The sequence below is a fragment of the Paraburkholderia terricola genome (assembly GCF_900142195.1).
GTDB classification, from domain to species: domain Bacteria; phylum Pseudomonadota; class Gammaproteobacteria; order Burkholderiales; family Burkholderiaceae; genus Paraburkholderia; species Paraburkholderia terricola.
This window is the reverse complement of sequence record NZ_FRAB01000009.1, coordinates 138,479-164,309: the sequence shown is the minus strand read 5'-3', so window position 1 is coordinate 164,309 and position 25,831 is coordinate 138,479. Positions and strand designations below refer to the sequence as shown.

23 protein-coding genes and 1 pseudogene are annotated in these 25,831 nt (G+C 65.0%); 18 read left to right on the top strand and 6 right to left on the bottom strand.

From position 1 onward, the window contains the following. The first annotated feature begins 156 nt into the window (after window positions 1-156). The 6 genes and pseudogenes from BUE39_RS10665 to BUE39_RS10640 form a co-directional block, all read left to right on the top strand. The gene (locus BUE39_RS10665; protein ID WP_073428620.1) at window positions 157-552 is read left to right on the top strand and encodes a hypothetical protein; all 396 of its coding nucleotides are present in this window, start codon (window positions 157-159) and stop codon (window positions 550-552) included. 250 nt (window positions 553-802) lie between these two features. Continuing rightward, window positions 803-1,798 (top strand): homoserine kinase, encoded by a 996-nt coding sequence (locus BUE39_RS10660; protein WP_073428619.1) that lies wholly within the window; start codon window positions 803-805, stop codon window positions 1,796-1,798. After that, the gene (locus BUE39_RS10655; protein WP_073428618.1) at window positions 1,789-2,595 is read left to right on the top strand and encodes a BPSS1780 family membrane protein; all 807 of its coding nucleotides are present in this window, start codon (window positions 1,789-1,791) and stop codon (window positions 2,593-2,595) included. The genes BUE39_RS10660 and BUE39_RS10655 overlap by 10 nt, the downstream gene beginning before the upstream one ends. A gap of 169 nt (window positions 2,596-2,764) precedes the next feature. Further along, window positions 2,765-3,217 (top strand): MarR family winged helix-turn-helix transcriptional regulator, encoded by a 453-nt coding sequence (locus BUE39_RS10650; protein WP_073428617.1) that lies wholly within the window; start codon window positions 2,765-2,767, stop codon window positions 3,215-3,217. 172 nt (window positions 3,218-3,389) lie between these two features. Next, window positions 3,390-3,809, top strand: a complete 420-nt coding sequence (locus BUE39_RS10645) for an organic hydroperoxide resistance protein (RefSeq protein WP_073428616.1) — start codon at window positions 3,390-3,392, stop codon at window positions 3,807-3,809. 294 nt (window positions 3,810-4,103) lie between these two features. Further along, window positions 4,104-4,367 (top strand): annotated as a pseudogene (locus tag BUE39_RS10640) (deoxyribodipyrimidine photo-lyase); the annotation flags it as partial. A 93-nt stretch (window positions 4,368-4,460) separates the two neighbouring features. Here BUE39_RS10640 and BUE39_RS10635 read toward each other — a convergent pair. Beyond that, window positions 4,461-4,637, bottom strand: coding sequence for a DUF3563 family protein (locus BUE39_RS10635; protein WP_073428615.1), 177 nt, complete (start codon window positions 4,635-4,637; stop codon window positions 4,461-4,463). A 107-nt stretch (window positions 4,638-4,744) separates the two neighbouring features. Further along, window positions 4,745-5,938: an extracellular catalytic domain type 1 short-chain-length polyhydroxyalkanoate depolymerase gene (locus tag BUE39_RS10630; RefSeq protein WP_073428614.1), complete on the bottom strand. Its 1,194-nt coding sequence runs from the start codon at window positions 5,936-5,938 to the stop codon at window positions 4,745-4,747. A gap of 357 nt (window positions 5,939-6,295) precedes the next feature. On the opposite strand from BUE39_RS10630, the gene BUE39_RS10625 reads away from it, so the two are divergent. The 4 genes from BUE39_RS10625 (at window position 6,296) to BUE39_RS10610 (ending at window position 9,332) form a co-directional block, all read left to right on the top strand. Beyond that, entirely contained in the window at window positions 6,296-6,997 is a 702-nt protein-coding gene (locus BUE39_RS10625; protein WP_073428613.1) for a phosphatase PAP2 family protein, read from the top strand. Window positions 6,998-7,134: 137 nt separating this feature from the next. Next, complete coding sequence (modA, locus tag BUE39_RS10620) at window positions 7,135-7,908, top strand: molybdate ABC transporter substrate-binding protein (RefSeq protein ID WP_073428612.1); 774 nt, start codon at window positions 7,135-7,137, stop codon at window positions 7,906-7,908. Between the two features lie 46 nt (window positions 7,909-7,954). Beyond that, window positions 7,955-8,629 (top strand): molybdate ABC transporter permease subunit, encoded by a 675-nt coding sequence (modB, locus tag BUE39_RS10615; RefSeq protein WP_073428611.1) that lies wholly within the window; start codon window positions 7,955-7,957, stop codon window positions 8,627-8,629. A gap of 1 nt (window position 8,630) precedes the next feature. Further along, window positions 8,631-9,332: a sulfate/molybdate ABC transporter ATP-binding protein gene (locus BUE39_RS10610; protein WP_073428610.1), complete on the top strand. Its 702-nt coding sequence runs from the start codon at window positions 8,631-8,633 to the stop codon at window positions 9,330-9,332. A gap of 50 nt (window positions 9,333-9,382) precedes the next feature. Here the strand turns inward: BUE39_RS10610 and BUE39_RS10605 are convergent, their stop codons facing one another. Further along, window positions 9,383-10,219: a TOBE domain-containing protein gene (locus tag BUE39_RS10605; protein ID WP_073428609.1), complete on the bottom strand. Its 837-nt coding sequence runs from the start codon at window positions 10,217-10,219 to the stop codon at window positions 9,383-9,385. A 234-nt stretch (window positions 10,220-10,453) separates the two neighbouring features. On the opposite strand from BUE39_RS10605, the gene BUE39_RS10600 reads away from it, so the two are divergent. Beyond that, complete coding sequence (locus BUE39_RS10600) at window positions 10,454-11,248, top strand: SDR family NAD(P)-dependent oxidoreductase (RefSeq protein ID WP_073428608.1); 795 nt, start codon at window positions 10,454-10,456, stop codon at window positions 11,246-11,248. Window positions 11,249-11,358: 110 nt separating this feature from the next. Here BUE39_RS10600 and BUE39_RS10595 read toward each other — a convergent pair whose 3' ends face one another. After that, the gene (locus BUE39_RS10595; RefSeq protein WP_073428607.1) at window positions 11,359-11,742 is read right to left on the bottom strand and encodes a tautomerase family protein; all 384 of its coding nucleotides are present in this window, start codon (window positions 11,740-11,742) and stop codon (window positions 11,359-11,361) included. A gap of 101 nt (window positions 11,743-11,843) precedes the next feature. Between BUE39_RS10595 and BUE39_RS10590 the strand changes: the two genes are divergently transcribed. Further along, window positions 11,844-12,695, top strand: coding sequence for a LysR family transcriptional regulator (locus BUE39_RS10590; protein ID WP_073428606.1), 852 nt, complete (start codon window positions 11,844-11,846; stop codon window positions 12,693-12,695). Between the two features lie 40 nt (window positions 12,696-12,735). On the opposite strand, the gene BUE39_RS10585 is transcribed toward BUE39_RS10590, so the two are convergent. After that, the gene (locus BUE39_RS10585; RefSeq protein ID WP_073428605.1) at window positions 12,736-13,359 is read right to left on the bottom strand and encodes a hypothetical protein; all 624 of its coding nucleotides are present in this window, start codon (window positions 13,357-13,359) and stop codon (window positions 12,736-12,738) included. Window positions 13,360-13,473: 114 nt separating this feature from the next. Between BUE39_RS10585 and BUE39_RS10580 the strand changes: the two genes are divergently transcribed. Beyond that, window positions 13,474-13,911 carry an MbcA/ParS/Xre antitoxin family protein gene (locus BUE39_RS10580; RefSeq protein ID WP_073428604.1) on the top strand — a complete coding sequence of 146 codons (438 nt, stop codon included), beginning with the start codon at window positions 13,474-13,476 and terminating at the stop codon, window positions 13,909-13,911. Further along, window positions 13,908-14,609 carry an RES family NAD+ phosphorylase gene (locus BUE39_RS10575; RefSeq protein WP_073428603.1) on the top strand — a complete coding sequence of 234 codons (702 nt, stop codon included), beginning with the start codon at window positions 13,908-13,910 and terminating at the stop codon, window positions 14,607-14,609. The genes BUE39_RS10580 and BUE39_RS10575 overlap by 4 nt, the downstream gene beginning before the upstream one ends. 28 nt (window positions 14,610-14,637) lie before the next feature. Here the strand turns inward: BUE39_RS10575 and BUE39_RS10570 are convergent, their stop codons facing one another. Beyond that, complete coding sequence (locus BUE39_RS10570; RefSeq protein ID WP_090518761.1) at window positions 14,638-15,375, bottom strand: metallophosphoesterase; 738 nt, start codon at window positions 15,373-15,375, stop codon at window positions 14,638-14,640. A 116-nt stretch (window positions 15,376-15,491) separates the two neighbouring features. Between BUE39_RS10570 and BUE39_RS10565 the strand changes: the two genes are divergently transcribed. The 4 genes from BUE39_RS10565 (at window position 15,492) to glgB (ending at window position 25,735) form a co-directional block, all read left to right on the top strand. Continuing rightward, window positions 15,492-16,154, top strand: coding sequence for a DUF1345 domain-containing protein (locus BUE39_RS10565; protein ID WP_073428602.1), 663 nt, complete (start codon window positions 15,492-15,494; stop codon window positions 16,152-16,154). Between the two features lie 476 nt (window positions 16,155-16,630). Continuing rightward, complete coding sequence (locus BUE39_RS10560) at window positions 16,631-20,071, top strand: maltotransferase domain-containing protein (protein WP_073428601.1); 3,441 nt, start codon at window positions 16,631-16,633, stop codon at window positions 20,069-20,071. Beyond that, window positions 20,068-23,532 carry a maltose alpha-D-glucosyltransferase gene (gene treS / locus BUE39_RS10555; RefSeq protein ID WP_073428600.1) on the top strand — a complete coding sequence of 1,155 codons (3,465 nt, stop codon included), beginning with the start codon at window positions 20,068-20,070 and terminating at the stop codon, window positions 23,530-23,532. The genes BUE39_RS10560 and treS overlap by 4 nt, the downstream gene beginning before the upstream one ends. Continuing rightward, window positions 23,525-25,735, top strand: coding sequence for a 1,4-alpha-glucan branching protein GlgB (glgB, locus tag BUE39_RS10550; RefSeq protein WP_073428599.1), 2,211 nt, complete (start codon window positions 23,525-23,527; stop codon window positions 25,733-25,735). The genes treS and glgB overlap by 8 nt, the downstream gene beginning before the upstream one ends. Window positions 25,736-25,831: the final 96 nt, after the last annotated feature.

Sequence of the window (25,831 nt, the reverse complement as noted above, 5' to 3'; positions counted from 1 at the left end):
CGATCGCCAAATGACCGCGCGGCGCTTGTTTCCACCGCTGCAACAGCGGTCGCGACAGGGGCGGCACGCCGCGCCGAAGCGGCGCAAAATAAGGCTGTCGCGCCCGGAAGCTGGCCTGGATTTGCTAGAATCGCGGGCACCTATTGGAGAATCACCATGAAGCCGCTCCTTCCCGTCGCCGTGGCACTGGCCCTTGCCTTTGGCAACGCCGCGATGGCTGCCCAGCCCGTCGATGACACTCCGCCCGCCGGCGCGCCCCAGTCCGCCAATGAACGGGCCGGTCTGCCCGATCTGGAGAAGATCAATCGTCCGGCCGCGCAGGTCAGCTCGAAGGTCGAAATCAATGTTCCGCGCACCCCGAGCTTCCACGAACGTAGCGCCAACGGCACCGAAATCACCGAATACCGCGACAAAGGCAAGCCCGTTGAGATCAACGTGCGCTCGAATCTCGGCACGCGCTACCAGATGAGCGCGCCGCTCGATACTTCGCCCGCCGTGCGTGATAACGGTCGTGCGAGCACGCGTTTGCCGTCGGTGAATCTCAGGTATTGATGTATCGTCGGCACGGTGGCCGAACCGTGCCGTTGTTGCTTGGGGCGTCGTGTTTGCGCTGGGCTGCATGCCTTGCTTCATGCGGCGTCGGGGTTCCTCCGGGAGTGCGACGCCGGAACGTCTTTCAAACCGGTACTCCGTTCACAACGCCTTCGGCACCGCATCTGTCACGGCATTGGCACCACGCTTGCCACATTCAGCACTGGCCGCACCATGCCAGCCCGACTCAACCTGATCCGACGTTTCCCGCATGGCTGTCTTCACCGCTGTCACCGAACCCCAACTCGCAGAATGGATGCGCCATTACGATCTCGGCGAAGTCGTCGAGTTTCGCGGCATTCCGTCCGGTATCGAGAACAGCAATTTTTTTCTGACGACGACGCGCGGCGAATACGTCCTCACGATTTTCGAAAAGCTGACGGCCGAACAACTGCCGTTCTATCTCGACCTGATGCGGCATCTGGCCTCGCACCGCGTGCCGGTGCCGGACCCCATGCCGCGCGAAGACGGTGCGCTGTTCGGCACCTTGCATGGCAAGCCCGCCGCCATCGTGACCAAGCTCGAGGGCGCGCCGGAGTTGGCGCCGCGTGTCGAACACTGCATCGAGGTCGGGCAGATGCTCGCGCGCATGCATCTGGCGGGACGCGATTACGCACGTTATCAGCCGAATCTGCGCAGCCTGCCGTGGTGGCGGGAAACCGTGCCCATCGTCCTGCCGTTTATGGAAGGCGCGCAACGCGACCTGCTGTCAACCGAACTGGCGCATCAGGAAGCCTTCTTCGCCTCCGCGGATTACGCCGCGCTGCCCGAAGGCCCATGCCACGCCGATCTGTTCCGTGACAACGCGCTGTTCGCGCATGCCGCGCCGGATACGGGCCACGAAGTACGGCTCGGGGGCTTCTTCGACTTCTATTTCGCCGGCTGCGACAAGTGGCTGTTCGACGTCGCCGTGACGGTCAACGACTGGTGCGTCGATCTCGCCACCGGCAAGCTGGACGACGCGCGCACCGAAGCGATGCTGCGCGCCTATCAAACGGTGCGCCCCTTCACCGTCGAAGAAAACCACCATTGGGGCGATATGCTGCGTGCGGGCGCGTACCGTTTCTGGGTCTCGCGCCTGTATGATTTTCATTTGCCGCGCGCGGCCGAACTCCTCAAACCGCACGACCCCGGCCATTTCGAGCGCATTCTGCGCGAACGCCTTTGCGGCGTTCCACTTCCAGGCATTCATACCTCATGCAACTGATCGAAGTTCCCGCGAAAACCGGCTATGTGTGGTTCCGGCAGGGTATCTGGCTGTTCCGCAAGAACCCGCTCGCGTTTCTGACGCTGTTCTTCACGTACCTGCTGGTGATGACGCTGGTGTCGCAGATTCCGGTGATCGGCAGCGTGCTGCCGCTGGTGTTCATTCCGGGCGTCGCGGTCGGCTTCATGGCGGCGTGCCGCAATACGATCGCGGGCAAACCCGTGTTCCCGACGATCCTCGTCGATGGCTTTCACTCTTACGGCCCGGTGGTCGCCAAACGGCTGCTCGTGCTCGGCGTGCTGTATGTCGTCGCGATGGCGCTGGTGCTGGCCGGTTCCGCGCTCGCCGACGGCGGCATGCTGCTGAAGGTGATGCTCGGCGGCGCGACGATGGATCAGGAAGCAATCGCCAACAGCAATATGCCGCTTGCGGTTCTCACCGCCTTCGCGTTCTACATTCCGGCGGCGATGCTGTTCTGGTTCTCACCGATTCTCGCCGCGTGGCATGACGTGCCGCCCATCAAGGCGATGTTCTTCAGCTTCGTCAGTTGCTGGCGCAATCGCGGGGCGTTCATCGTATTCGGCGCGCTGTGGTTCGCGGTGGCGATGACGGTATCGCTTGGTTTGTCTGCGTTGATGCAGGCGCTGGGCGCCGGCGACTATGCGTTCGCGATCCTGATGCCCGCCACGATGATCGTCACGACCATGCTGTATTGCTCGTTCTACGCAACGTACCGCGGTTGCTTCGGCGTGCAGACGCCCGAAGCGCCGGATTTGCCGACCACGCCGGCGGCTTGAACGATATCCTCCGCGGGCGCGCGTCGCGGCGCCCGCCCACGCGCTCCGTCCGCTCGGCACACCTCTGTGCCGCTTCCATCCGCCCTCCAGCATTCGTCAACACACGCCGATTTGCGGCACAATGGTTCGCACGCAATCCATTTGCACGCTCTTTTACACGAGATGCATCATGACTCAGCGCCCCGCTCTGCCCTTCACGCTCGACGAACAACTCTGCTTCGCCCTCTATTCGACCTCGCTCGCGATGACGAAAGCGTACAAACCGTTGCTCGACAAGCTCGGCCTCACGTATCCGCAATATCTGGCGATGCTGGTGCTCTGGGAGACCGATGACGTCACGGTCAAGGACATGGCCACGCGCCTGAACCTCGATTCGGCGACGGTCACGCCGCTGCTCAAACGTCTTGAGGCGCAAGGGTTGGTGGAACGGGCACGCGGTGTCGACGACGAACGGCTCGTGTACATACGGCTCACCAAAACCGGCACCGCACTCAAGCGTCAGGCACGTGAAGTGCCGGCGGAAATCTTTTGCGCGACCCAGCAGACGCCGGAATTCCTGCTGCGTCTGCGCGATGATCTGACACGCCTGCGCACCACTCTCAGCGATTACATGGGCCAATAGTTGGTCTGCTGCTAAAGGCATGCTATCGCCGTGATGCGAAATTTCATTTGCACACTAATCATTAGTGTACTATCTTAGCCACATGCCGCTTCAACACGCGTCCGTCAGAAGGCGGGCAAAGCATCAGCGGCAAACATGCGGACCCTGACCACCCAAATAAAGGAGCAGCACAATGAACATCCTCTACAAAGCAAGCGCAACCAGCACCGGTGGCCGTGACGGTCGTGCGGTGTCGTCGGACAATGCGTTGGACGTGAAGCTCGCGGCACCGCGCGAACTCGGCGGTAACGGCGCGGCGGGCACTAATCCAGAGCAACTGTTTGCGGCGGGCTACTCGGCCTGTTTCCTGAGCGCGATGAAGTTCGTCGCCGGCCAGCGCAAGCAGACCTTGCCGGCCGATACGCAAGTCACCGCTGAAGTGGGCATCGGTCCGAACGACAACGGCGGCTTCGCACTCGACATCGATTTGCGAATCTCGCTGCCGGGCCTCGCCGCGGACGCTGCCAAGGAACTGGTTGATGCGGCGCATCAGGTCTGCCCGTACTCGAACGCTACGCGCAACAACGTCGCGGTTCGTTTGCAGGTTGCGTAAATTGCCGACCGCGTGAATCGCGGATGGATGTGATTTGTGGACACGGCGCGGCAAAACCGCATCGTGACTAGCGGCGCCCGCGCCCGGCAGTACCGGCGCGGACGCCGTTTTCTTGTCGCGAACGCGGCATGTAATGTGCGGCACCGACTGTTGCCGATAATTTGCTGGGTCGATCGCGCGCGACCGGCTTTGCGAATCATCAAGGCGATCAGTAACGTCGTCGCCTGACGTGAGTCTTTTTTGCGCGGTCGACTTTCCCGCCCCGCAACCATCGCCCCCGCCCGCGAATCCCCGATGACACGCGTTCGACGACCGAGCGACACTTTCAATACTGGTCTGGTCTGGATTCGCCGCGACCTGCGCAGCACGGACAACGCCGCGCTCTACCAAGGGCTCAAGCATTGCGAGCGCGTCTGGTGCGTAATTGTGCTCGACACGACGATCCTGCAACCGCTGATCGACAGTTGGCAGGCTCGCCATGCCGATGCACAGCCGCAAGACCGCCGCATCGAGTTCACTCTTGCGGCGCTGGATGAATTAGATAAAGCGTTACGCGCCTAGTCTCGGCGGCTGACACCCACGCCGCTGTAACTCGGTAACCCCACCGCAAGCACCGGCGTTTCGATACCCCGGTGCTTCAACCTACGCAGCTTAGTGCTGGGTCATCCACGACGGCTGACGGACGTTCATGTCACGGTCGAGCTTGCGCATGCGGAATTCGAGATCGTAGAGATCGGTTGCCTCGGCGAGAAACGCGTCAGCGCGTTCCTTCGCGAGTTGATCGGGCGACTTGGTCAGAAACAGGAAAAGGCGGGTAAGCAGATACATGGTCGACCTCGGCAATGATGTTAGGCGTTAACGCCTAGGGGATAACCCGTATTATAGGGAAAACCCTAGGCTTAGCCAACATTTCATTTCGAAGCGTTGTTCGCAAGTCACCGTGCGTCCGCAGAAGCCGCTGTGGCGGTGCTTTCCGCCGCACGGCCTGCACCCGTGCGGCGCTGGTGCCTGAAAAACTCCCACACCAACGCGCTCGCGTCCGGACCTTTGGCGGAGTGAAACGGCAACGCGTCGTCGCCGCCGCTCCAGGCGTGAGCGAGCCCTTGCACCCGGCATAGCCGAACCACTCGCCGTCCGCCGCGCACATAATCGCGCATCACCATGCCGCCCTTGCGTTCTTCGCGTATGTCGCCGGATTTGCGCGCGCCGCTTTCGTCGACGATCCGGTTCAGGCGGAGAAACTGCACCGCCAATTGTTCGGCGTTGACGGGCGCGACCACATGATCGGCGTCGCCATGGATGATCAGCGCCGGCATGCCGGGGTATTGCTTCACATCGGCGATTTCGTCGACGAGTTCGGCCGGTTCGCCGCGCGCGCCGCGCCGCATCACGTCCATTGCCGTGATGCCGGAGTGAGCCTCGCCGAAAGCCGGGCCCGAGTGCAGCGCGACCGCCGCAAAACGTTCCGGGTAATTGATGGCGAGGAGCGCCGTCAGGCCGGCTCCGGCGGAGATTCCGGCGACATACACGCGCTCGCTGTCGAAACCATGCTCGGCGACCAGCGCGTCCACCAGCGAAACGACCGCGCGCGTCTCGGCGCCGCCGGCGCTGTCGCTGGCGTCGTACCAGTGCCAGCAGCGATGCGAATGCGCATGCTTCGACTGCTCCGGATAAACCACGGCAAAGCCAAAGCGGTCCGCCAACACGTTCATGCGCGTGCCCGCGGCGAATTCGTCGATCGATTGGGTGCAGCCGTGGAGCATGACCACCAGCGGCATGGCCTCGAGCGCATGGCCGGACGGGATATACAGGCCGTACTGAAGGTGGTTGACGAGCCGCCCCGGCGCCGCGGGCGCGGAGTGAAACGAACGCGTCCATGAGCCGCTGGCCCATGCCGAGGCGCGCGGACGAACGCGCGATTCACGCGCGGTGCGCGGCGCTTCGCGTTTCGCGGGCGCGCGCAGCGCTTCCGTCGGCTTGATCGGACGAACTTTCGCCGAGGGCTTGCTGGTGGCGGGCCGCGCCGGCCGCGTGGCAATGCGCTTGGTGGTTTTATGCGCGTGTTCGGTCTGGATCGCGAGCAACCGCTTGAGGCCGCGCAGCCAGATTTTCGATAGACTTTTTGCCATCGGCGGATAACCTCGCAAAAAGGGACGGGGTCCGTTCGCTAGAACGGCATTTTGTTGTGCAATGCACAATAACACCAATCCTCATGCGATGCTGACAGCATAAAGCGATGCCCAAGTCGGAAATTTCGTCACCGGCGAACCTTGCGGCGGACCAGGCGTCCAATCGCGGCAAGACATGTTCGCCAGCCAACGTCCGCAGGTAAAAACGTGCGCCGCGCAGCGAGACCGCAGTACGGCGCCGCGTCTATACTGGCAGTTGATCTTGATGCGCGGGCCTTCCCCGCGTCGGCGATTCAAGCCGTTCACGCGCTAATTCATACAACCAATTCTACGCGGCCTTGGTCGCGCTTTTTTGCCATGCCCGATTTACCTGCCAACCTGTGGTATTCGATCACCAGCCTCGGCGGCGCCGGTATGACGCTGCCGCTTGCGTTTGCCATCGCGCTTTGGCTGGCGCTCGGCTACACCTGGCGCATGGCCGCCGGCTGGTTGCTGTTGCTCGGCACCGCCATCGGCGTCGTGACCGTAACCAAGCTGGCGTTCCTCGGCTGGGGTGTCGGCGTGCGCGAACTGGATTTCACCGGCGTCAGCGGCCATGCGATGCTGTCCACCGCCGTTTATCCGGTCGCTCTGTTCCTGATGCTGTTGCCCACACGCACGGTGCCTCGGCTGCTCGGCGTTGCGCTCGGCCTCGTCGCCGGCATCGCGGTGGGGTTGTCGCGAGTCGTGTTGAGCGCTCACTCGCCGTCCGAGGCCGTCACCGGCTGCCTGGTCGGCGCGCTCGCCGCGCTGATATTCGTGCGCATGGCGTGGAATGCGGAGCCCGGCCGGCTTTCCGCCCTGGGGGTCACTGCGAGCCTGATGGTTCTCGCGGTGCTCATGCACGGCGTGCACGTGCCCACGCACCGCTGGGTCACGCACATCGCACTGAAGGTGTCCGGACATGAGAGGCCGTTCATTCGCGCGAAATGGAAAGCCGTGCGCGATGTCCGCCCCGCCACGGCGCCGCTCTCGCAAACACTCAACAGGCTCACGCCGCCGCGTTCTTCCGACGCCTGAAAAATACGCTATCGCTGACTTACTCGCCGCTTGCCGCGGCCCGCCGAAGCAGCGTCATGCCTACCGCTATAACGGCGTCTATATTACGATGGCGTTTTAACCCGCCGCTCCGGCCCATGTCGGACATCCGAGCTTTCATGACCCTGTCCCGTCGCCTTGCGAAACATGCGCTGTTCGCCGTCAGCGCCGTCTCCCTTGCCGTCAGCGCCAATGCACGCGCCGACGAACTCGTCGTCTCCGCCGCCGCCAGCCTGACCAACGCGTTCAAGGCGGTCAGCGAGGCCTTCGAGCAGCAGCATCCCGGCACCAAGGTGCTGCTGAACTTCGGGGCATCCGACGTATTGATGCAGCAGATCGTCAAGGGCGCACCCGCCGACGTGTTCGCGTCCGCGGATCAGAAAGCCATGGACAAGGCGGCCGCCGAAAAAGTGATCGTGCCCGCCACGCGCAAGGATTTCGCCGCCAACTCTCTGGTGCTGATCGTGCCAACGGACAGCCATTTCGCGCCCACCAGACTGAATGAACTGGCTTCGGCGAACGTCAAGCGCATCGCGTACGGCGACCCGGCGTCCGTGCCGGTCGGCCGCTACACGCAAGGTGCGCTGCAGGCCGCGGGCATTTGGGATGCGGTCAGCGCCAAGGCGGTGCTCGCCGCGAACGTGCGCCAAAGCCTCGACTACGTGTCGCGCGGCGAAGTCGACGCCGGCTTCGTGTTCGGCACCGACGCCGCGGTCATGCCGGACAAGGTCAAGATCGCGATGACCGTGCCGACGCAAACGCCGATCACCTACCCGATCGCGCAAGTCGAAGGCAGCCGCCATGCCGCCGACGCGCAGGCTTTCACGCGCTTCGTGCTGTCGCCCGCCGGCCAGGCCGTGCTGGCGAAGTACGGTTTCAAGCCCGCGCATTAACTTCCAGCATTAACCTCCATTAACCTCACGCAAGCACCGCACGCTCATGCAACAGGCCTGGATTCCGCTCTTGCTGTCGCTCAAAGTGGCGGGCTGGGCCACCGCGCTCAATCTGGTGTTCGGCGTCGCGGCGGGCTTCGGTTTGTCGCGCTGGCGCTCGGGCGCGCGCGACGTGATCGATTCGCTGCTGATGCTGCCGCTCGTGATGCCGCCCACCGTGCTCGGCTACTACCTGCTGGTGCTGCTCGGACGGCGCGGCGTGATCGGCGCCTGGCTCGACCGCTTCGATATTCAGTTGGTGTTCACCTGGCAGGGCGCGGTAATCGCGTCGACGGTGGTCGCCTTTCCGCTCGTGCTGAAGTCGGCGCGCGCCGCCTTCGAAGCCGTCGATCCGCAACTCGAGCGGGCCGCGCGCACGCTCGGCGTCAGCGAGACGGCGGTGTTTTTTCGCGTGACGCTGCCGCTCGCCGCGCGCGGCATTCTGGCCGGCGGCCTGCTGGCGTTCGCCCGGGCGCTCGGCGAATTCGGCGCGACGCTGATGATCGCGGGCAATTTGCCGGGGCGCACGCAAACGCTGTCGGTGGCGGTCTATTCGGCTGTGCAAGCCGGCGATGACGGCACCGCGAATTTCCTTGTGCTCGTGACTTCGGTGACGTGTGTCGCCATCCTGTTGCTCGCGGGCCGCCTCGTGCCGCAGCACACGCTTTTGGCTTCGCGTTGATATGCCGCTCGCCGTCGACATCCGCAAAACTTTCGAGAGCGCCGAGCGCCGTTTCACGCTCGACGTCTCGTTCAAGGCGAGCACGCAGCGCGTCGTGCTATTCGGGCCGTCCGGCGCGGGAAAAACGCTGACGTTGCAGGCCATCGCCGGCCTGCTGCGTCCCGACGAGGGCAAGATCACGCTGAACGGCGACACCTTGTTCGACAGCGCGCGCGGCGTCGACCTGAGACCGCAAGCGCGCAGGGTCGGGTATCTGTTTCAGGATTACGCGCTGTTTCCGCATCTGAACGTGCGGCAAAACATCGGCTTCGGTTTGCAGCAAGGCTGGCTCAATCCGCGTGCGCGGATCGCGCATCCGCAGGTCGATTACTGGCTCGACGCGCTGGAACTGAGAAGCGTCGCGGGCAATCATCCCGCCCAGCTTTCAGGCGGACAAAAGCAGCGCGTGGCGCTGGCGCGAGCGCTTGTCGCGCAACCGCGCCTGCTGTTGCTCGACGAACCATTTTCGGCGCTCGATAGCGTGCTGCGTCAACGTATGCGGCGCGAACTGTCGGATCTGCAAACGCGGCTCGATATTCCGATGGTGCTAATCACGCACGATCCCGATGACGTCGCCGCGTTCGGCGACCAGGTCGTGCAGGCGACCGACGGCTGTGTGCGTGAGAATCAGCCGTTCACCGGCTACGTGCGCAGCGAGCCTTGACCGGGCGCGCGGTTTTCGCGGCCTTGCGAGCCTTTCAAACCGTCCGCGCCTCAATCCTTCACGCCAAGAATCACACTCGACGCCTTGAACGCGGCCACGGCGCTTTTTCCTTCCGCGAGGCCGAGCGTGTCGACGCTCTCATTGATGACGACCGCGGTGATCACCGCGCCGCCGTCCAGCAGCAGCGACACCTCGGCATTAACAGCGCCACGTTTCACGCTCTGCACCGTGCCGCGCAATTGATTGCGCGCCGAAAGTTTCAGCGGCGCGCCGCGTTCGTCCTCGACGAGCAGCACCACCCATGAAGCCTTGATCAACGCAAACGCCGCCGTGCCTTCGACGAGCCCCAGCGTCTCGGTGCTTTCATGCGTCAACACCGCGACGATCGACTGGCCGCCGGGCAGCGCCAGCGACACCTCATCGTTCACCGTGCCGCGCGTGATCGCCGACACCGTGCCATAGAGTTGATTGCGCGCGCTCGTCTTTACACCGATACGGCCGATCAGATCCCAATCCATCGCGAAACCTTCAATCGCCGCCCCCGCCCGTTCGAGAAAGCGCCGATGCTCGCGCTCCACCGCGCGAAACGTCTCGATCAGCTTCACGGCGCGCGGCGTGAGGGTGGTGCCGCCACCGCCCTTGCCGCCGGTCAGCCGCACGACGAGCGGCTCGCCGGCGAGGTTGTTCATCGTGTCGATGGCGTCCCACGCGCCTTTGTAGCTCATGCCGACCGCCTTTGCGGCGCTGGTGATCGAACCGGTCTCGCCGATCGCCGCAAGCAGCGCGATCCGCGACGCGCCGCCGAGCGTTTGCTCGCCCGCCTGAAACCAGACGGAGCCGCCCAGTTCGAGCGGTTCGTGGGAAGAATCGGTGGACTTGGATGTCATGGCTGAGACCGCCAGATGAGCGGGAGAAAGGCAGCGAATCATTATAACGACGCACACGTGAGCGACCGGACGCGCACGCAGCGATACGCCAATGGCAGCGAGCCGAACTCGAAAACGGATAGATGGGATACTCGAACGCGAAGCATCGAACACCTCGCCCTTTCCATTTTCGGCGCGGCGGGCTTGGGTCTTCGCTTGAATCCGTGCGCCGCAACTTCAGCAAGGAGCAAGACAGTGAATATCGATCTATCGGGCAAGACCGCGATTGTCAGCGCATCCACGGCGGGCATCGGCCTCGCGATCGCCACCGGCATTGCAGCGTCCGGCGCGGAAACGCTCATCAACGGACGCAAGCAGGACGCCGTGGAGCGCGCCATCGAAACCATCCGCAAGACTGCGCCGCACGCGAAGCTGCGCGGCTTCGCCGGCGACCTCGGCACGCGCGAGGGCTGCGACGCGTTGGCGAAAACCGTGCCGCAGACAGACATTCTCGTGAACAACCTCGGCGTGTTCGGCCCCGGCGACATCTTCACCACCGAAGACGACGATTGGGAGCGCTACTTCCAGGTCAACGTGATGTCGGGCGTTCGGCTCACGCGCCATTACCTGAAGGGAATGATGGAACGCAAATGGGGCCGCGTGGTGTTCATCTCGTCGGAGTCCGGCTTGAATATTCCGGCGGATATGCTCGCTTATGGCTTCTCGAAGACCGCGCAACTGAGCATCGCGCGCGGCATCGCCAAGCACGCGGCCGGCAGCGGCGTGACCGTGAATTCCGTGCTGCCGGGACCGACGCTCTCGGCCGGCTTCCGCTCGATGGTGGAGGAGACGGCGAAGGAGCAAGGCAAGACCGTCGAGCAGGTCGGCACCGAGTTCGTGCGCGCGCATCGCAGCAGCTCGATCATCCAGCGGCCGGCCACCACCGAGGAAGTCGCGAACATGGTCGTCTACGTCTGCTCGCCGCAAGCCTCGGCGACCACCGGCGCGGCGCTACGCGTGGACGGCGGCGTGGTCGATACGATCGCGTGACGACGGCGCGCCGCTTCTAAAAACCAACGGGCGGCGGCATGGTCAAGTGAAATAGACGCCGCCCGTTCAGCACGCGTGCATCTCACACGCGGTGACGTTGGTCCCCGCATTCAAACCGCGTACTGCGCGATCCCGTTGCCGAACGACCAGTTCTCCTTGTCCACCTCGACGAGACTGATGAACACATCTTCTCGCCGCAGCCCCGGCGACTGCGCGAGTTCATCCGCGATGCGCTGGTACAGCGCCCTCTTCTGCTCGAGCGTGCGCGTGTTGCTCACCGTGAGTTGAATCGCGACGAAATCATCGCTGCGCTCGATGTTCAGATACTGCCTGTCGTAAATCAGATTGCCGGCCTCGTGCTCGCTGAGAAGCATGAAGACGTCGTCCTTCGGGACGTTGAACGTGCCGACCAGCGCGCGCTGGATGCTGTCGGTCAGCGCCTTCCGGTATTCGGCCGGTTTGCCGGCGCGCAGGGCGATTCGTGTGAGCGGCATGGTCAAACTCCTTCGCTGCGGTTGATTGGATAAACCCAGCTTAGGCGCACTGATTCATAATGAACAGACATCGTTGATGATTTCATTCATATCCATTCAAAATGAAAGTTCTCGATCTGGATGCCGTGCGAGCGTTCGTTCTGGTTGCCGATCTGCGCAGTTTCACGCGCGCCGCGGATGCGCTCGACACCACGCAATCGGCCGTCAGCCTGAAGCTCAAGCGGCTGGAGGCGCACCTCGGCAAGCAGTTGCTGGAGCGCACGCCGCGCGTCGTGCGCCTTTCCGCGGACGGCAACGCGTTTCTCGGCGCCGCGCGCGATCTGCTGAACGCGCATGAACGCGCGCTGGGTGCGCTGTCCGTGGAGCGCAGACGGCTCGCGCTGGGACTGAGCGAGCACGTCGCCGGCGCGGACCTGCCACGCTTGCTCGCGAGGCTCAACGCGCACGATCCGGGTTTGATCGTGGAATTGCACATGGGGACGTCCGCGTCGCTGCTCGCGCAATTCGACGAACGCCGCCTCGACGCGGTCATCGTTCGCTACGGCGTCGACCAGCCGCCGCGCGACGACGCGCAGGTGCTGTTCAGCGAACCGCTCGGATGGCTCGCCACGCCGGAATGGTTGCCTCGCGTCGGCGAGCCGTTGGCGCTGGCTCTGTTGAGCCCGCCGTGCAATGTGCGCGACGTCGCGCTGCGCACGCTGACGGCGGCGGGCATTGCGTGGCAGGAAGTGTTCGTCGGCGGCGGTGTGGCGGCCGTTGGAGCGGCGGTCGCGGCGGGCCTCGCCGTGTCGCCGCTGGCGCGCAGAGTGGCGCCCCCCGGTTTGGCCGATGTCGGCGCGCGGCTAGGCTTGCCGCCACTGCCGCAGTCGCGCGTGACGCTGCATTCGCGGGTCAGGGACACGCGGACGGCGGAAACCTTGCGGTTGGTGGCGAATGGATTGGCGAGCGTCTGAGGCATGCGCCCGCGTCGTCAGCGCGCGAGTCGATCCGATTTCAGCGAAGAATCGGCGGCAGCGAGCCGCTGCTGGCGGTGGCCGGGTTGGTCGCGGCGTCGGCCGGATTGGCGCTGACGTTGACCGATTTGGCCGATGCGGTCGCGTGAGATGCGGCCGGCTTCGCCGCGACCTCGACCGCGTGGGCATGTGCCGGACGATCCTGGGCCACGTTGGCATGCACGAGCTTCGGCTGAGCCGATTTCGCTTGAGCGACTTGTGCGTGGGGCTTGTTGGCCTGTGCCATCACAGCAGTCTTTTGCGGCGACTTGGGCTTGCCCGCGGCCGGCCCCTTGATCGCGCCTGTCGCGCCGCCTTTCGTCGCCCCTTTGGCTGCCGCCTTTTTCACGCTGCCATGCGTTGCGGCCTTCTTGCCGCCCTGTGTAGACGAAGCGATGCGTTGCGTCGTGTGCCGACCACTCGTCGCATGCTTCGAAGCTGACTTGGCCGCAGCCCTTGAACCGGCCGCCGGGTCGCCCTTGCCCGCGCCGGCCGCTTTCCTCGCCGGCTTCGCGCCATGCGCGCTCGCCTCCGGCGGGTTCCACACCTCCTGATAGCCGGCTGCCATCGCCACACCCGACACGCACCACACGGCAACCGCCGTTGCTACTGCTCGAACCCACATCGCCCGCTTCTCCTAATTTTCGGCTTCTCATAACGAGCCGGGATTATATTCCCTTGCAAAAATCCCTTTTTAGACTAGTATTAGTTTTAAGTACAGATAAGGACTTACCCGCTCATGCCTCACGCCGCCCGCGCCACGCAGTCCGAACCGCCGATTCACCGGCCCGTTTCGGAACCCACGCTCACGGAAATGTCCGCGGCGGGCCTACGCGCGTTCTTCAACATCGCGCGCGACTGGAACCTGAGCGCGGACGAGCAAATCGTGCTGCTCGGCTCGCCCGGCCGCTCCACGTACTTCAAATGGAAGTCGGCGCCCGAAACGGCCCGCCTCGGGCGCGACACGCTGGAGCGCCTGTCGCTGCTGCTCGGCATCTACAAGGCGCTGCAAATCCTGCTGCCGCAACCCAGCGCCGCCGACGCATGGATCAAGCGCCCCAATAGCGCCCCGCCGTTCGGCGGACGCCGCGCGCTGGACCGCATGCTGGCCGGCAACATCAGCGACCTCGTGGCCGTGCGCCAGTATCTCGACGCAATGCGAGGCGGCTGGGCGTGACACAACCGTATTGGCAGGACCGCTGGCGCACCGCGCCGCTCGACTGGTCGCCCGCGTATCGCGTGATTCCCACGCGCTTTCCGGCCGTCAATCTGTTCGACCGGGTGGCTTCGCCGGAAGACTTCGACGCGCTATACGCGCTCGAGGCCATGACCAACGACCGTCTGCGCACCGAAATCGGCGAACTCGATCTGGTGCCGCGCGAAGAGCGCCGCTTCGGGCCCGGCTACGGGCCGATAATGGCCGCGCTCACCCATCTGAATCCGCTCGGCAGCCGTTTCTCCGACGGCACCTACGGCGTGTTCTATTGCGCCTGCTCGCGCGCCACGGCAATCGCCGAAACGCGCTACCACACGGGAAAATTTCTGGAGGCAACCGCCGAGCCGCCGATGCGCCAGCAAATGCGCCTCTACACGGTGCTCGCGCAAGGCGAGGTGGTCGACATCCGCGACGATGCTTCGCTCGATCTCGCGGTGCTGTCGCCGGACGATTATCTCGCCGGACAGTCGCTCGGCCGGGCCGTGCGCGAGGCGGGCGCGCCGGGCATCGCGTATCCGTCGGTGCGGGACGACGGCGGCGAATGCCTCGCCGCGTTCAAAACGACGCTGCTGCGCGACTGCCACCACGCGGCGTATCTGGAATACAACTGGAACGGCGCGAGCGTCGACATGGTGTTCGAGCTCAGCCAGGTCGGCTGATGGACCCGGCAGGCGCCGCGGCAAGCCATCAAGGCAAGGCGAGCGCGTCGGCGCCCTCGGCGAGCGCGGCTTCGACCGAGATCGACCAGCGCTGCAACGCCAACGGCTCGACAATTGTCAGCTTGCCGCCCGGTCCGAATGCACCGGTGTCGATGAATACCTGCGAGCCGATCTGCTGAATGTCGCGCATCGGCGTATGGCCGCAATAGGTGAGTGAAAGACCGCGTTGCAGCGACGGATCGCCGTTGCCCAACGCCAGTTCGCGGCCCCACAGCAATTGCTGGCGCGTTTCGGCGGAATAGTTGCCGGCGTCGAGATCGGCGTCGGTGCCGAAGAATTCAGCGTGCAAAATGTTGAAGCGCTCCTTGCCGCTGCCGACCACGCGCACGAGCGGCAGCGTGCGCAGACGTTCCGCGTAGTGCTGCAAGCGTTCGTCGGGCAAATCCGCCGCCCACGTTCCACCGATTCCATACCACCACTGACGCCGCAAGCGGCCGTCCGCGACGGCGCATAACGCGTCTTCGTGATTGCCGAGCACGGCGAAGAACCACGGCTTGTCGAGCAGCGCCAACGCCTGCTCGGAATGCGCGCCGCGGTCCACCAGATCGCCCACCGAAAAGAGCCGGTCGCAAGCCGGGTCGAACGCGATCGTGCGCAGCAGATAGCGCAACGCATCGACACAGCCATGCAGGTCGCCGACTACAAAGTCGCGGCCGCTCGGGTTGGCCGAATGATGCTGAACGGAGTTGACGAGTACGGAAGCCATGTGTTCATGATAATGCCGCGTGGGCGAATACGTATGCGCGTTGCCGATCCTAACGCACGGCGAGCGCTCCAGGCCGCGTAGAATCCGCGGCACGGACGTCTCCCCACCTCTATTCCATGCCCGCAAAATATTATCCGCAGGTTTTTCGCAATCGCCCGCGCATGCTGGCCGGCCTCGTCGTCGGCATCGTGGCGGCGCTGTTCGTGCCCGAGCCGGCGCGGCCGATGGTCCGCATACTGGCCGGCTGGGACGCAGCCGTCTGGAGCTATCTGCTGCTGATCTGGGTGCACATGGCCGCGGCCGACGAAAGCCGGGTCCGCGCCTTCGCCCGACGCGACGATGAAAACGCGGGCGTGGTGCTGTTCGTGATCTGCGTGGCGACGGTCGCGAGCATTGCCGCGATCGTGCTCGAACTGGCCTCGATAAAAGGCACGGCCGGCGCCTCGACCGTATGGCACTACGTGCTCACCGGACTCACGCTGATGGGCGCGTGGTTCATGATCCCGACCATTTTCGCGCTGCACTACGCGCGGCTTTACTACGACACCGACGCCACGGAAACCGCGCTCCTGTTTCCCGACCATGCGCTCGAGCCGGACTATTGGGACTTTCTGTACTTCTCCTTCACCATCGCCGTGGCCTCGCAGACCGCCGACGTGGTGCTGCGCTCGCGCTCGATTCGCCGCGCCGCGCTCGCGCAATCCATTCTGTCGTTCTACTTCAACGTCGCGGTGCTTGGGCTTTGCGTGAATATCGCGGCGGGGCTGCTCGGTTCGTGACCGTGCCTCGCGCGCGGCAATGCCCTTAGCGCGCTTAGCGCAATATCACCTGCCGCCGCGCTCGCGCCTCGTGCGCGGCAGTGACCATCCCCGTCTCAACCGTCTCGTGTAAAACCCGGACCACCTCCGCCCGTTTTACACGCAGGCCGTCCCCGCCAGCGAACGCCGCTTCGCTTCCACCTTTCAGCGCGCTTCCCGACAGGGCGCACGTTCGCGCATCCCACGTTCCGCTCGCGACACGCTTGGCACAAGCCTTGCTGCGCCTACGCGCATTGAACTGGCCCACCCGTGCGTCCGACGCCTGGCGTCAAAATGCGCTTCACTTGGCCAGCGGCGTGACGATCTTTGCACTACATTGACCGATACGCGCCTACGCTTCATTCATCGCGCGGTACCCGGCCCTGGAAGCCCAACGAACGTTGTGATCGCATGCCCATTGCATCCACACCGCAGCAGGACGAATCTGGAAACGACCGATGGAATCTCCGAACAGGTACGCGCCGCGGATCTACTTTTTTCATTCACTTCTAGTTGGTCCGCTCGACGCGTGGCCTGCGCGGTTCGCTCACGCGGCCTCGCTGGGCTTCGATCACGCGCTGATCGGCAGCCTCTTCGAGCCTGGGCAGGCCGGCCACGGACAGGTGGTCGGCAATCACGCCCGGCTGCATCCGGTGTTCGAGACTCAGCAAGCCGCCGCCGACGCGATCCGCACGCTCGCGGACGCCGCGAGCCAGAACGGCCTGACCTTGCTGGTCGATCTCGTGATCGACCGGATGGCCGCCGACGGCGCGCTATACGCCGAACACGCCGACTGGTTCCATCCGTTCGAGTCTGACGAGGCGCGGCTCGATCCGCGCCATGTGCATCGCGAGGACAACGTCGCGTATGCGAACTTCAACGATGCCGGCAGCCGCGCCGCGCTGGCCGACTGGTGGACGCGCCAACTGCTCGCGCTGGCCGACGCCGGCGTGGGCGGCTTTCGCTTCGACTCGCCGCATCGCGTGCCTGGCGCCGTCTGGCGCCAACTCGGCGACGCCGTGCGCCTGAAGCATCCCAACGTGCGTTTTCTCGCCGCGACGCCGGGCCTCTCGCGCAGCGATCTGCCGGACCTCGAAGGCGCGGGCTTCGACAGCGTGTTCTCATCGGTGCGCTGGTGGGACTTCCGTTCGAGCTGGATGGTCGAGGAGCATGCCGCGCTCGCGCGCATCGCCGGGCCGGTCGCGTTTCCCGAAGCGCCGTACGGCACGCGCCTCGCCGCCGAGTTCAGCGATGCGCACGACGCCGCCATCGTCGAGCGTGCCTACCGTCGCGCAATGTTGACGGCGGCCTCGATCGGCACCGGCTGGATGATGCCGATGGGCTTCGAATACGGCGTGACCGAACCGATGTCGCAAACGCGCGGCGACGCCTCGCAGTACGCGCTCGCCTGCCAGGCAAAAAAATTCGATCTCGCCGAGCCGATCGCGCGCCTGAACGAGATCGTGCGCAATACCTCGTCGCTGCAAGCCAACGGCGAACTGCGCCCGCTCAGCGGACCCGGAGCGCCCGCGGCCGTCCTGCTGCGCGCCGATCACGCCGACCTGCGCGATGCCGGCGAGGCGATCCTGATCGCGATCAATCCCGAACTCGGCGCGCCGGTGCGCGTCGATCCGGCGCGCTTTCTCGCCGGCGTGCCGGGCAACTTCACGCGCTTCGTGCCGCTCGACGCGCCCGGCCACGTCACGCCCGCCACCTTGACGCCCTTCACGCTCGCGCCCGGCGCGGCGCGCCTGTTCCGCGCGGTAACCGAAAAGCCGATCTGTCTCGCGCCGCCGATCGACAAGCCGAACAGCAAGCGCAGCGGCCACAAGGCCGTGCTCGAAGCGCTCAATGCGCCGCGCGTGGCGATCGAGAGCGTAACGCCTTCGGTCGATCATGGCCGCTTCGCGGCCAAGCGCTCGGTGGGCGAGCGCGCCGAAATCAGCGCGGCGATTTTCGCCGAAGGTCACGACAAGATCGCGGCAGCCGTGATCTGGCGCGCCGCCGACGAAACCGCCTGGCACGAAGTGCTGATGACTCCGGCGCAGCCCGCCGGCCTCGACATCTGGAAGGCGCGCATTCCGCTCGAACGCCTCGGCCGTCACGAGTTCACCGTGATCGCGTGGCGCGACGACTTCGCGTCGCTGGTCGAGCACATCGAGAAGAAGCTGAAAGCCGGCCAAACCGTCGAACTCGAACTCGACGAAGCCGCGCATCTGTTCGCGCTGGTGCTGGCCGAAGTGGAAACGGCGGAAGGCGCGGTGACCGAGCCGCTCGAACGGATCGTCACGCAGTTCACGAAGGCCGACGTCGAAGCGAAGCTCGCGCTGATTCTCGCGCCGGCCACGGCGAAAGCGATGACCGCCGCGCGCCACCGCCCGTTCCTGAGCCGCGACCCGGTGGTCTACAAGATCGACGCGGACCGCGCCGCCGCGCGCTTCGCGAGCTGGTACGAGATATTCCCGCGTTCGATGAGCGACGACGAATCGCGTCACGGCACCTTCGCCGACGTCACGAAGAAACTGCCGCGCATCCGCGACATGGGCTTCGACGTGTTGTACTTCCCGCCGATTCATCCGATCGGCCTCGCGAATCGCAAGGGGCGTAACAACACGCTGAACGCGCAGCCGGGCGATGTGGGCAGCCCGTATGCGATCGGCGCGGCCGAAGGCGGGCACACCGCCGTGCATCCGCAGCTCGGCACGCTCGACGACTTCAAGCAGATGCTCGCCGCCGCGCACGCGCACGGCCTCGAAATCGCACTCGACTTCGCGATCCAGTGTTCGCCGGATCATCCGTGGCTCAAGGAGCATCCGACGTGGTTCGCCTGGCGTCCCGACGGCACGCTGCGTTACGCGGAGAATCCGCCGAAGAAGTATCAGGACATCGTCAATCCCGACTTCTATGCGCACGACGCCAAGCCCGCTTTGTGGCTCGCGCTGCGCGACGTGATCCTGTTCTGGATCGAAGCGGGCGTGCATATTTTCCGGGTCGACAATCCGCACACCAAGCCGCTGCCGTTCTGGGAATGGATGATCGACGACGTGCGCGCGCGCTACCCCGACACGATCTTCCTCGCGGAAGCCTTCACGCGGCCACGCATGATGAACCGGCTCGGCAAGATCGGCTTCTCGCAGTCGTACACATATTTCACGTGGCGCGAGTCGAAGCGCGACTTCATCGAGTATCTGAGCGAGCTGACGCAAACCGATGCGCGCGATTCCTACCGGCCGAACTTCTTCGTCAATACGCCGGATATCAACCCGCGGCATTTGCAGTCGCAGGGACGCACGGGTTTTCTGATTCGCGCGGCGCTCGCGTCGACGTTGGCCGGCTTGTGGGGCGTGTATAGCGGCTTTGAATTGTGCGAGGCCGCCGCGCTGCCGAACAGCGAGGAATATCTCGACTCCGAGAAGTATCAACTGCGCGCGTGGGACTGGCACCGGCCGGGCAACATCGTCGGCGAGATCAGCGCGTTGAACCGGATCCGCCGGGCGAATCCGGCGCTGCAAACGCATCTGGGTCTCACCTTCCTGCCCGCGCACAACGACCACGTGCTGTTCTTCGAGAAGGCGACCGAGGCACGCGACAACGTGATCGTCGTCGCGATCAACCTCGACCCGTTCAACGAGCAGGGCGCGGATATCGAACTGTCGTGGGAGACATTCCGGCGCTGGAATCTGCACGACCACGCCGCGCTGGAAGTCACCGATCAGATGACCGGCGCGCGCTTCGAATGGCATGGCCGCTGGCAGCACGTCCAGCTCGGCTCGGGCCAGCCGTTCTCGATCTGGCGCATCGCGCCGCTCGGCGGCCTGCCCGCCGACCGGCCGGATGAAGCCGACAGCGACTATCACGCAGACGCTGGCAACCCAATCCCAACGGAAGGTGCGACATGAAGCGTGACGACCCAGCCCAAACCACGTCGCAAGCTCATACGAGCGCGGCCACCGGCGGCGCGGCCAGAACGCGGACGTCGCGGCGCGGCAAGCCCGCCGCGCTCAGCGACGATCCGCTCTGGTACAAGGACGCGATCATCTATCAGGTGCACATCAAGTCGTTCTTCGACGCGAACAACGACGGCGTCGGCGATTTTCCAGGCCTGATCGCGAAGCTCGATTACATCGCCGAGCTCGGCGTGAATGCGATCTGGCTGCTGCCGTTCTATCCGTCGCCGCGACGCGACGATGGTTACGATATCGCGGATTACCGCAACGTGCACCCGGACTACGGACAGCTCTCCGACGTCAAGCGCTTCATTCAGGAAGCGCACGCACGCGGCATCCGCGTGATTACCGAACTCGTGATCAACCACACCTCGGATCAGCACCCGTGGTTCCAGCGCGCACGCCGCGCGAAGCCCGGCTCGAATCATCGCAACTACTACGTGTGGTCGGACACCGATCAGAAGTACCTTGAAACGCGGATCATCTTCATCGATTCGGAGCCGTCGAACTGGACGCACGATCCGGTGGCCGGCGCTTATTACTGGCACCGTTTCTATTCGCACCAGCCCGATCTGAACTTCGACAATCCGTCCGTGCTGCGCGAGGTGTTGCAGGTCATGCGCTTCTGGCTCGACATGGGCATCGACGGTCTGCGGCTCGACGCGGTGCCGTATCTGGTCGAACGCGAAGGCACCAACAACGAAAACCTGCCCGAAACGCATTCGGTGCTGAAGAAGATCCGCGCGACCATCGACGCGGAATACCCGAACCGGATGCTGCTCGCGGAAGCCAACCAATGGCCGGAAGACGTGAAGGAATACTTCGGCGAAGAAGACGAATGCCACATGGCATTCCACTTCCCGCTGATGCCGCGCATCTACATGTCGATCGCGAGCGAGGACCGCTTCCCGATCACCGACATCATGCGGCAAACGCCTGACCTCGCTCCGTCGAACCAGTGGGCGATTTTCCTGCGCAATCACGATGAACTGACGCTGGAAATGGTTACGGATTCCGAGCGCGACTACTTGTGGAACACCTATGCGAGCGATCGCCGCGCGCGGCTGAACCTCGGCATTCGCCGCCGTCTCGCCCCGCTGATGGAGCGCGACCGCCGCCGCATCGAACTGATCAATTCGCTGCTGCTGTCGATGCCGGGCACGCCCGTGATCTATTACGGCGACGAACTCGGCATGGGCGACAACATCCACCTCGGCGACCGCGACGGCGTTCGCACGCCGATGCAGTGGTCGTCCGATCGCAACGGCGGCTTCTCGCGCGCCGATCCCGAGCAACTGGTGCTGCCGCCGGTGATGGGTTCGCTGTACGGCTTCGACGCGGTGAACGTGGAAGCGCAAAGCCGCGATCCGCATTCGCTGCTCAACTGGACCCGGCGCATGCTCGCCACCCGGCGCGCCAAGCAGACGTTCGGACGCGGCACGGTGCGTTTTCTGAAGCCGGAAAACCGCAAGATACTCGCGTATCTGCGCGAGCTGCCGGACGAGCCGCCGATTCTCTGCGTGGCGAATCTGTCGCGCGCGCCGCAAGCGGTGGAACTGGATCTGTCGGAATTCAACGGCGCGGTGCCGATCGAAATGACCGCCGATTCCGTGTTCCCGGCCATCGGCCAACTCACGTATCTGCTGACCTTCCCGCCGTATGGCTTCCTGTGGTTCATGCTGTGCCCCGGCGGTCAACGTCCGACGTGGGCGCAAGCGCATTCGGAACCGCTGCCCGAATTCGTCACGATCGTGATCCGCGAGGGCCAGGCCGGGCCGACGCCGGAGAACGTGCGGCTGCTCGAATCCGAAGTGTTGCCGTCATGGCTGAGCCGGCGCCGCTGGTTCGCGTCGAAGGATCAGAAGATGCATGCGGTGCGCCTCGCCGCGTTGACCACGATTCCGAACGGCGGCTTCGCGTTCACCGAAATCGAGGCGGACGTGGGCAAGCACACCGAGCGCTACGTGGTGCCGATCGCGATCACGTGGGGCGGCGAAACCACCACGCCGCTGTTCATTCAACTGGCGTTGGCGCGCGTGCGGCGCGGCCGCAACGTCGGCCATCTGACCGACGCGTTCGCGCTGCCGATCTTCGCGCACGGCGTGTTGCGCAAGCTGCGCGAACGCGCTGTCGTGCCGACCGTGCAGAAGAGCGAGATCCAGTTCATCCCGACCGAGCGTTTCGCCGAACTCGACAATCTCGGCGAGCGGCCCGACATCCGCTGGCTGGCGGCCGAGCAAAGCAACAGTTCGCTGATCATCGCGGACGCCGCGGTGCTGAAGCTGGTGCGCCGACTCGTGAGCGGCGTGCATCCCGAAGCGGAAATCAGCCGCTACCTGACCCAGCTCGGCTACGCGAACACCGCGCCGCTGTACGGGGAAGTGGTGCGCGTGGACCCCGAAGGCGTGCCGCACACGCTCGCCATCCTGCAAGGCTTTATCGAGAATCAGGGCGACGCCTGGAACTGGTCGCTCGACTACCTGCGCCGCTCGGTGGACGAACTCGCCGTCGCCGTCGACACGGAAGCGCAAGTGCCCGACCGCGACAACGAAGCGATCCTGGTGGAAGGCTACAGCGCGTTGACCGGCATCATCGGCAGGCGGCTCGGCGAGTTGCACGTGGCGCTCGCCTCGGCTTCCGACGACCCGGCGTTCGCGCCGGAGCCCGCCAGCGCCGAACAGGTGAAGGCCTGGATCGACGGCACGCAGGCGATGCTCGCCGCCGCGCTCGATCTGCTCGCGCCGCGCATCCCGCAGATGCTGGACCCCGAAACCCAGGCGCTGGCGCAAAGCCTGATCGACCGGCGCGCGGCGCTCGTCGAGGCGGTCGACAAACTCGTGCAGGACGACGCGCAGGCGCTGCGCATCCGCATTCACGGCGACTTCCACCTGGGCCAGGTGCTGGTCGCGCAGGGCGACGCGTATCTGATCGATTTCGAAGGCGAGCCCGCGCGTTCGCTCGAGGAGCGGCGGCAGAAGTCGAGTCCGTTGCGCGATGTCGCCGGCTTGCTGCGCTCGCTGTCGTATGCGAGCGCGGCGGCGCAGTCCACCACGGAAAGCGCGCCGCAGCAGACCGCCGATCGCAAGCGCGCGCTGTTCGACCGTTTCCGCGCGCACGCCACCGAGGCGTTCCTCAACGAATATCGCGCCGCCGCCGCGAACGCTCCGACGCCGCTGGTCGCGCCCGAGGCCGAACAGGCCTTGCTCGATCTGTTCCTGATCGAGAAAGCCGCCTACGAAATCCGCTATGAAGCGGCCAACCGTCCGACGTGGCTCAGTTTGCCGGTGCGCGGCCTCGCCGCGCTCACCAGCCGTTTGCTCGGCGACACCGGCGCACCGCCCGCGCACGACGCCCCAACCCAGGCGCCTGGCGCCGCCACACCGCCTCATCCGGCCGAGGGCGATTATGAGTGAGCACGATCCGGCCGTGGGCCTTCAACCGCTCGACATCGACGCGCTCGTCGAAGCGCGCCATCCCGATCCTTTCTCGCAGCTAGGCTTGCATCAGACGGACGCGGGTCCGATGGTGCGCGCGCTGTTGCCGAACGCCGCGCACGTCAGCGTGATCTCGCGCGCCGACGGTTCGCCGCTCGGCGAACTCCAGCAATTGCGGCCCGGGCTGTTCGCGGGGCGCGTCGCCTCGGCGGCGCCGTATCGCTTGCGCATCGACTGGCACGGCGTGGTGCAGGAGATCGAGGACACGTATTCATTCGGCCCGGTTCTCGGCGACGAACCGTTGGGGCGTCTCGCCGGCGGCGATCCGTACGCGGTGCTCGAATGCCTCGGCTCCCGGCCGATGGAAATCGACGGCGTGCCGGGCGTGCGCTTCGCCGTGTGGGCGCCGAACGCGCGGCGCGTCTCGGTGGTGGGCGACTTCAATGCATGGGACGGCCGCCGTCATCCGATGCGGCTGCGCCATCAGGCAGGCGTGTGGGAGTTGTTCGTGCCGCGGGTCGGCGCCGGCACGCGCTACAAATACGAGTTGCTCTCTCGCGACGGCCATCCGTTGCCGCTGAAGGCGGACCCGTGCGCGATGCAAACGGAGAAGCCGCCCGGCACCGCCTCGGTGGTCGCGCACGTCGACGAGGTCGAGCAGTTTCCGTGGACCGATCAGGACTGGATTCAGTCACGCGCCGGCAAGCAGACGCCGCGCGCGCCGATCTCGATCTACGAAGTGCATGCCGAATCGTGGCTGCGCATCGCCGAGGAAGGTCAGCGCGGCCTCGACTGGGAAGAGCTCGCCGAGCGGCTGATTCCCTACGTGAAGAGCATGGGCTTCACGCACGTCGAATTCATGCCGGTCGCGGAGCATCCATTCGGCGGTTCGTGGGGCTATCAGCCGCTCGGGCAGTTCGCGCCGTCCGCGCGCTTCGGCAAGCCGGAGCAGTTCGCCGGCTTCGTCAACAAGGCGCACGAAGCCGGACTCGGCGTGATTCTCGACTGGGTGCCCGCGCATTTTCCGAACGACGCGCACGGTCTCGTCGACTTCGACGGCACGCCGCTTTACGAGCACGCCGATCCGCGCGAAGGCTATCACCAGGACTGGAACACGATGATCTACAACCTCGGCCGCCACGAGGTGAGCGCGTTCCTGATCGCCTCGGGCCTGGCGTGGCTCAAGCGCTATCACGTCGACGGCCTGCGCGTGGATGCGGTCGCCTCGATGCTGTATCGCGACTATTCGCGCGCCGCCGGCGAATGGGTGCCGAACATCTACGGCGGCCGGGAAAATCTCGAATCGATCGCGTTTCTGAAGCGGCTCAATCACGAAGTGGGCTACGTGCCGGGTGTGCCGGGCGCGATCACGATCGCCGAGGAATCGACCGCCTGGCCCGGCGTGACGGCGCGCGTGGAAGACGGCGGGCTCGGCTTCCAGTTCAAGTGGAACATGGGCTGGATGCACGACACGCTGCACTACATGGCCGAAGACCCCGTCTATCGACAGTACCATCACCACAACATGACCTTCGGGATGGTGTACGCGTATTCCGAGCGCTTCGTGTTGCCGCTCTCGCACGACGAAGTGGTGCACGGCAAGGGCTCGCTGCTCGGCAAGATGCCGGGCGATACGTGGCAGCGCTTCGCCAATCTGCGCGCGTACTTCGGCTTCATGTGGACGCATCCGGGCAAGAAGCTGCTGTTCATGGGCGGCGAATTCGGCCAGTTCGCGGAGTTCGATCACGACGCGTCGCCGCATTGGAATCTGCTCGACGATCCGAACCATCACGGCGTGCAGATGCTGGTGCGCGATCTCAACCGGCTCTATCGGGAGGAGCCCGCGCTGTACCTGCTCGACAGCGAGCCGGGCGGCTTCGAATGGCTGATCGGCGACGACAGCGGCAACAGCGTGTTCGCGTGGCGCCGCACGGATCGCGCGGGCCGCGAAGTCGTGGTCGTCTGCAACATGACGCCGGTGCCGCGGCTGGGTTACCGGATGGGCATGCCGCAGAGCGGCCGCTGGTCGGAGGTGCTGAACACGGATGCCAGCGTGTACGGCGGCTCGAACATGGGCAACGGCGGCGTGATCCATACCGAGGCCATGCCGAGCCACGGCTGGCCGCATTCGGCATCGCTCACGCTGCCGCCGCTCGCGACGATCGTATTGCGCGCGGATTGATTGCGGGTGCTGCAAGGACGAGCGCGCGGCCAACGGCCGCGCGCTCGTCGCATCAAGACCACGATAGGCGCTCATCAATCAGAACAAGGAAGGGGA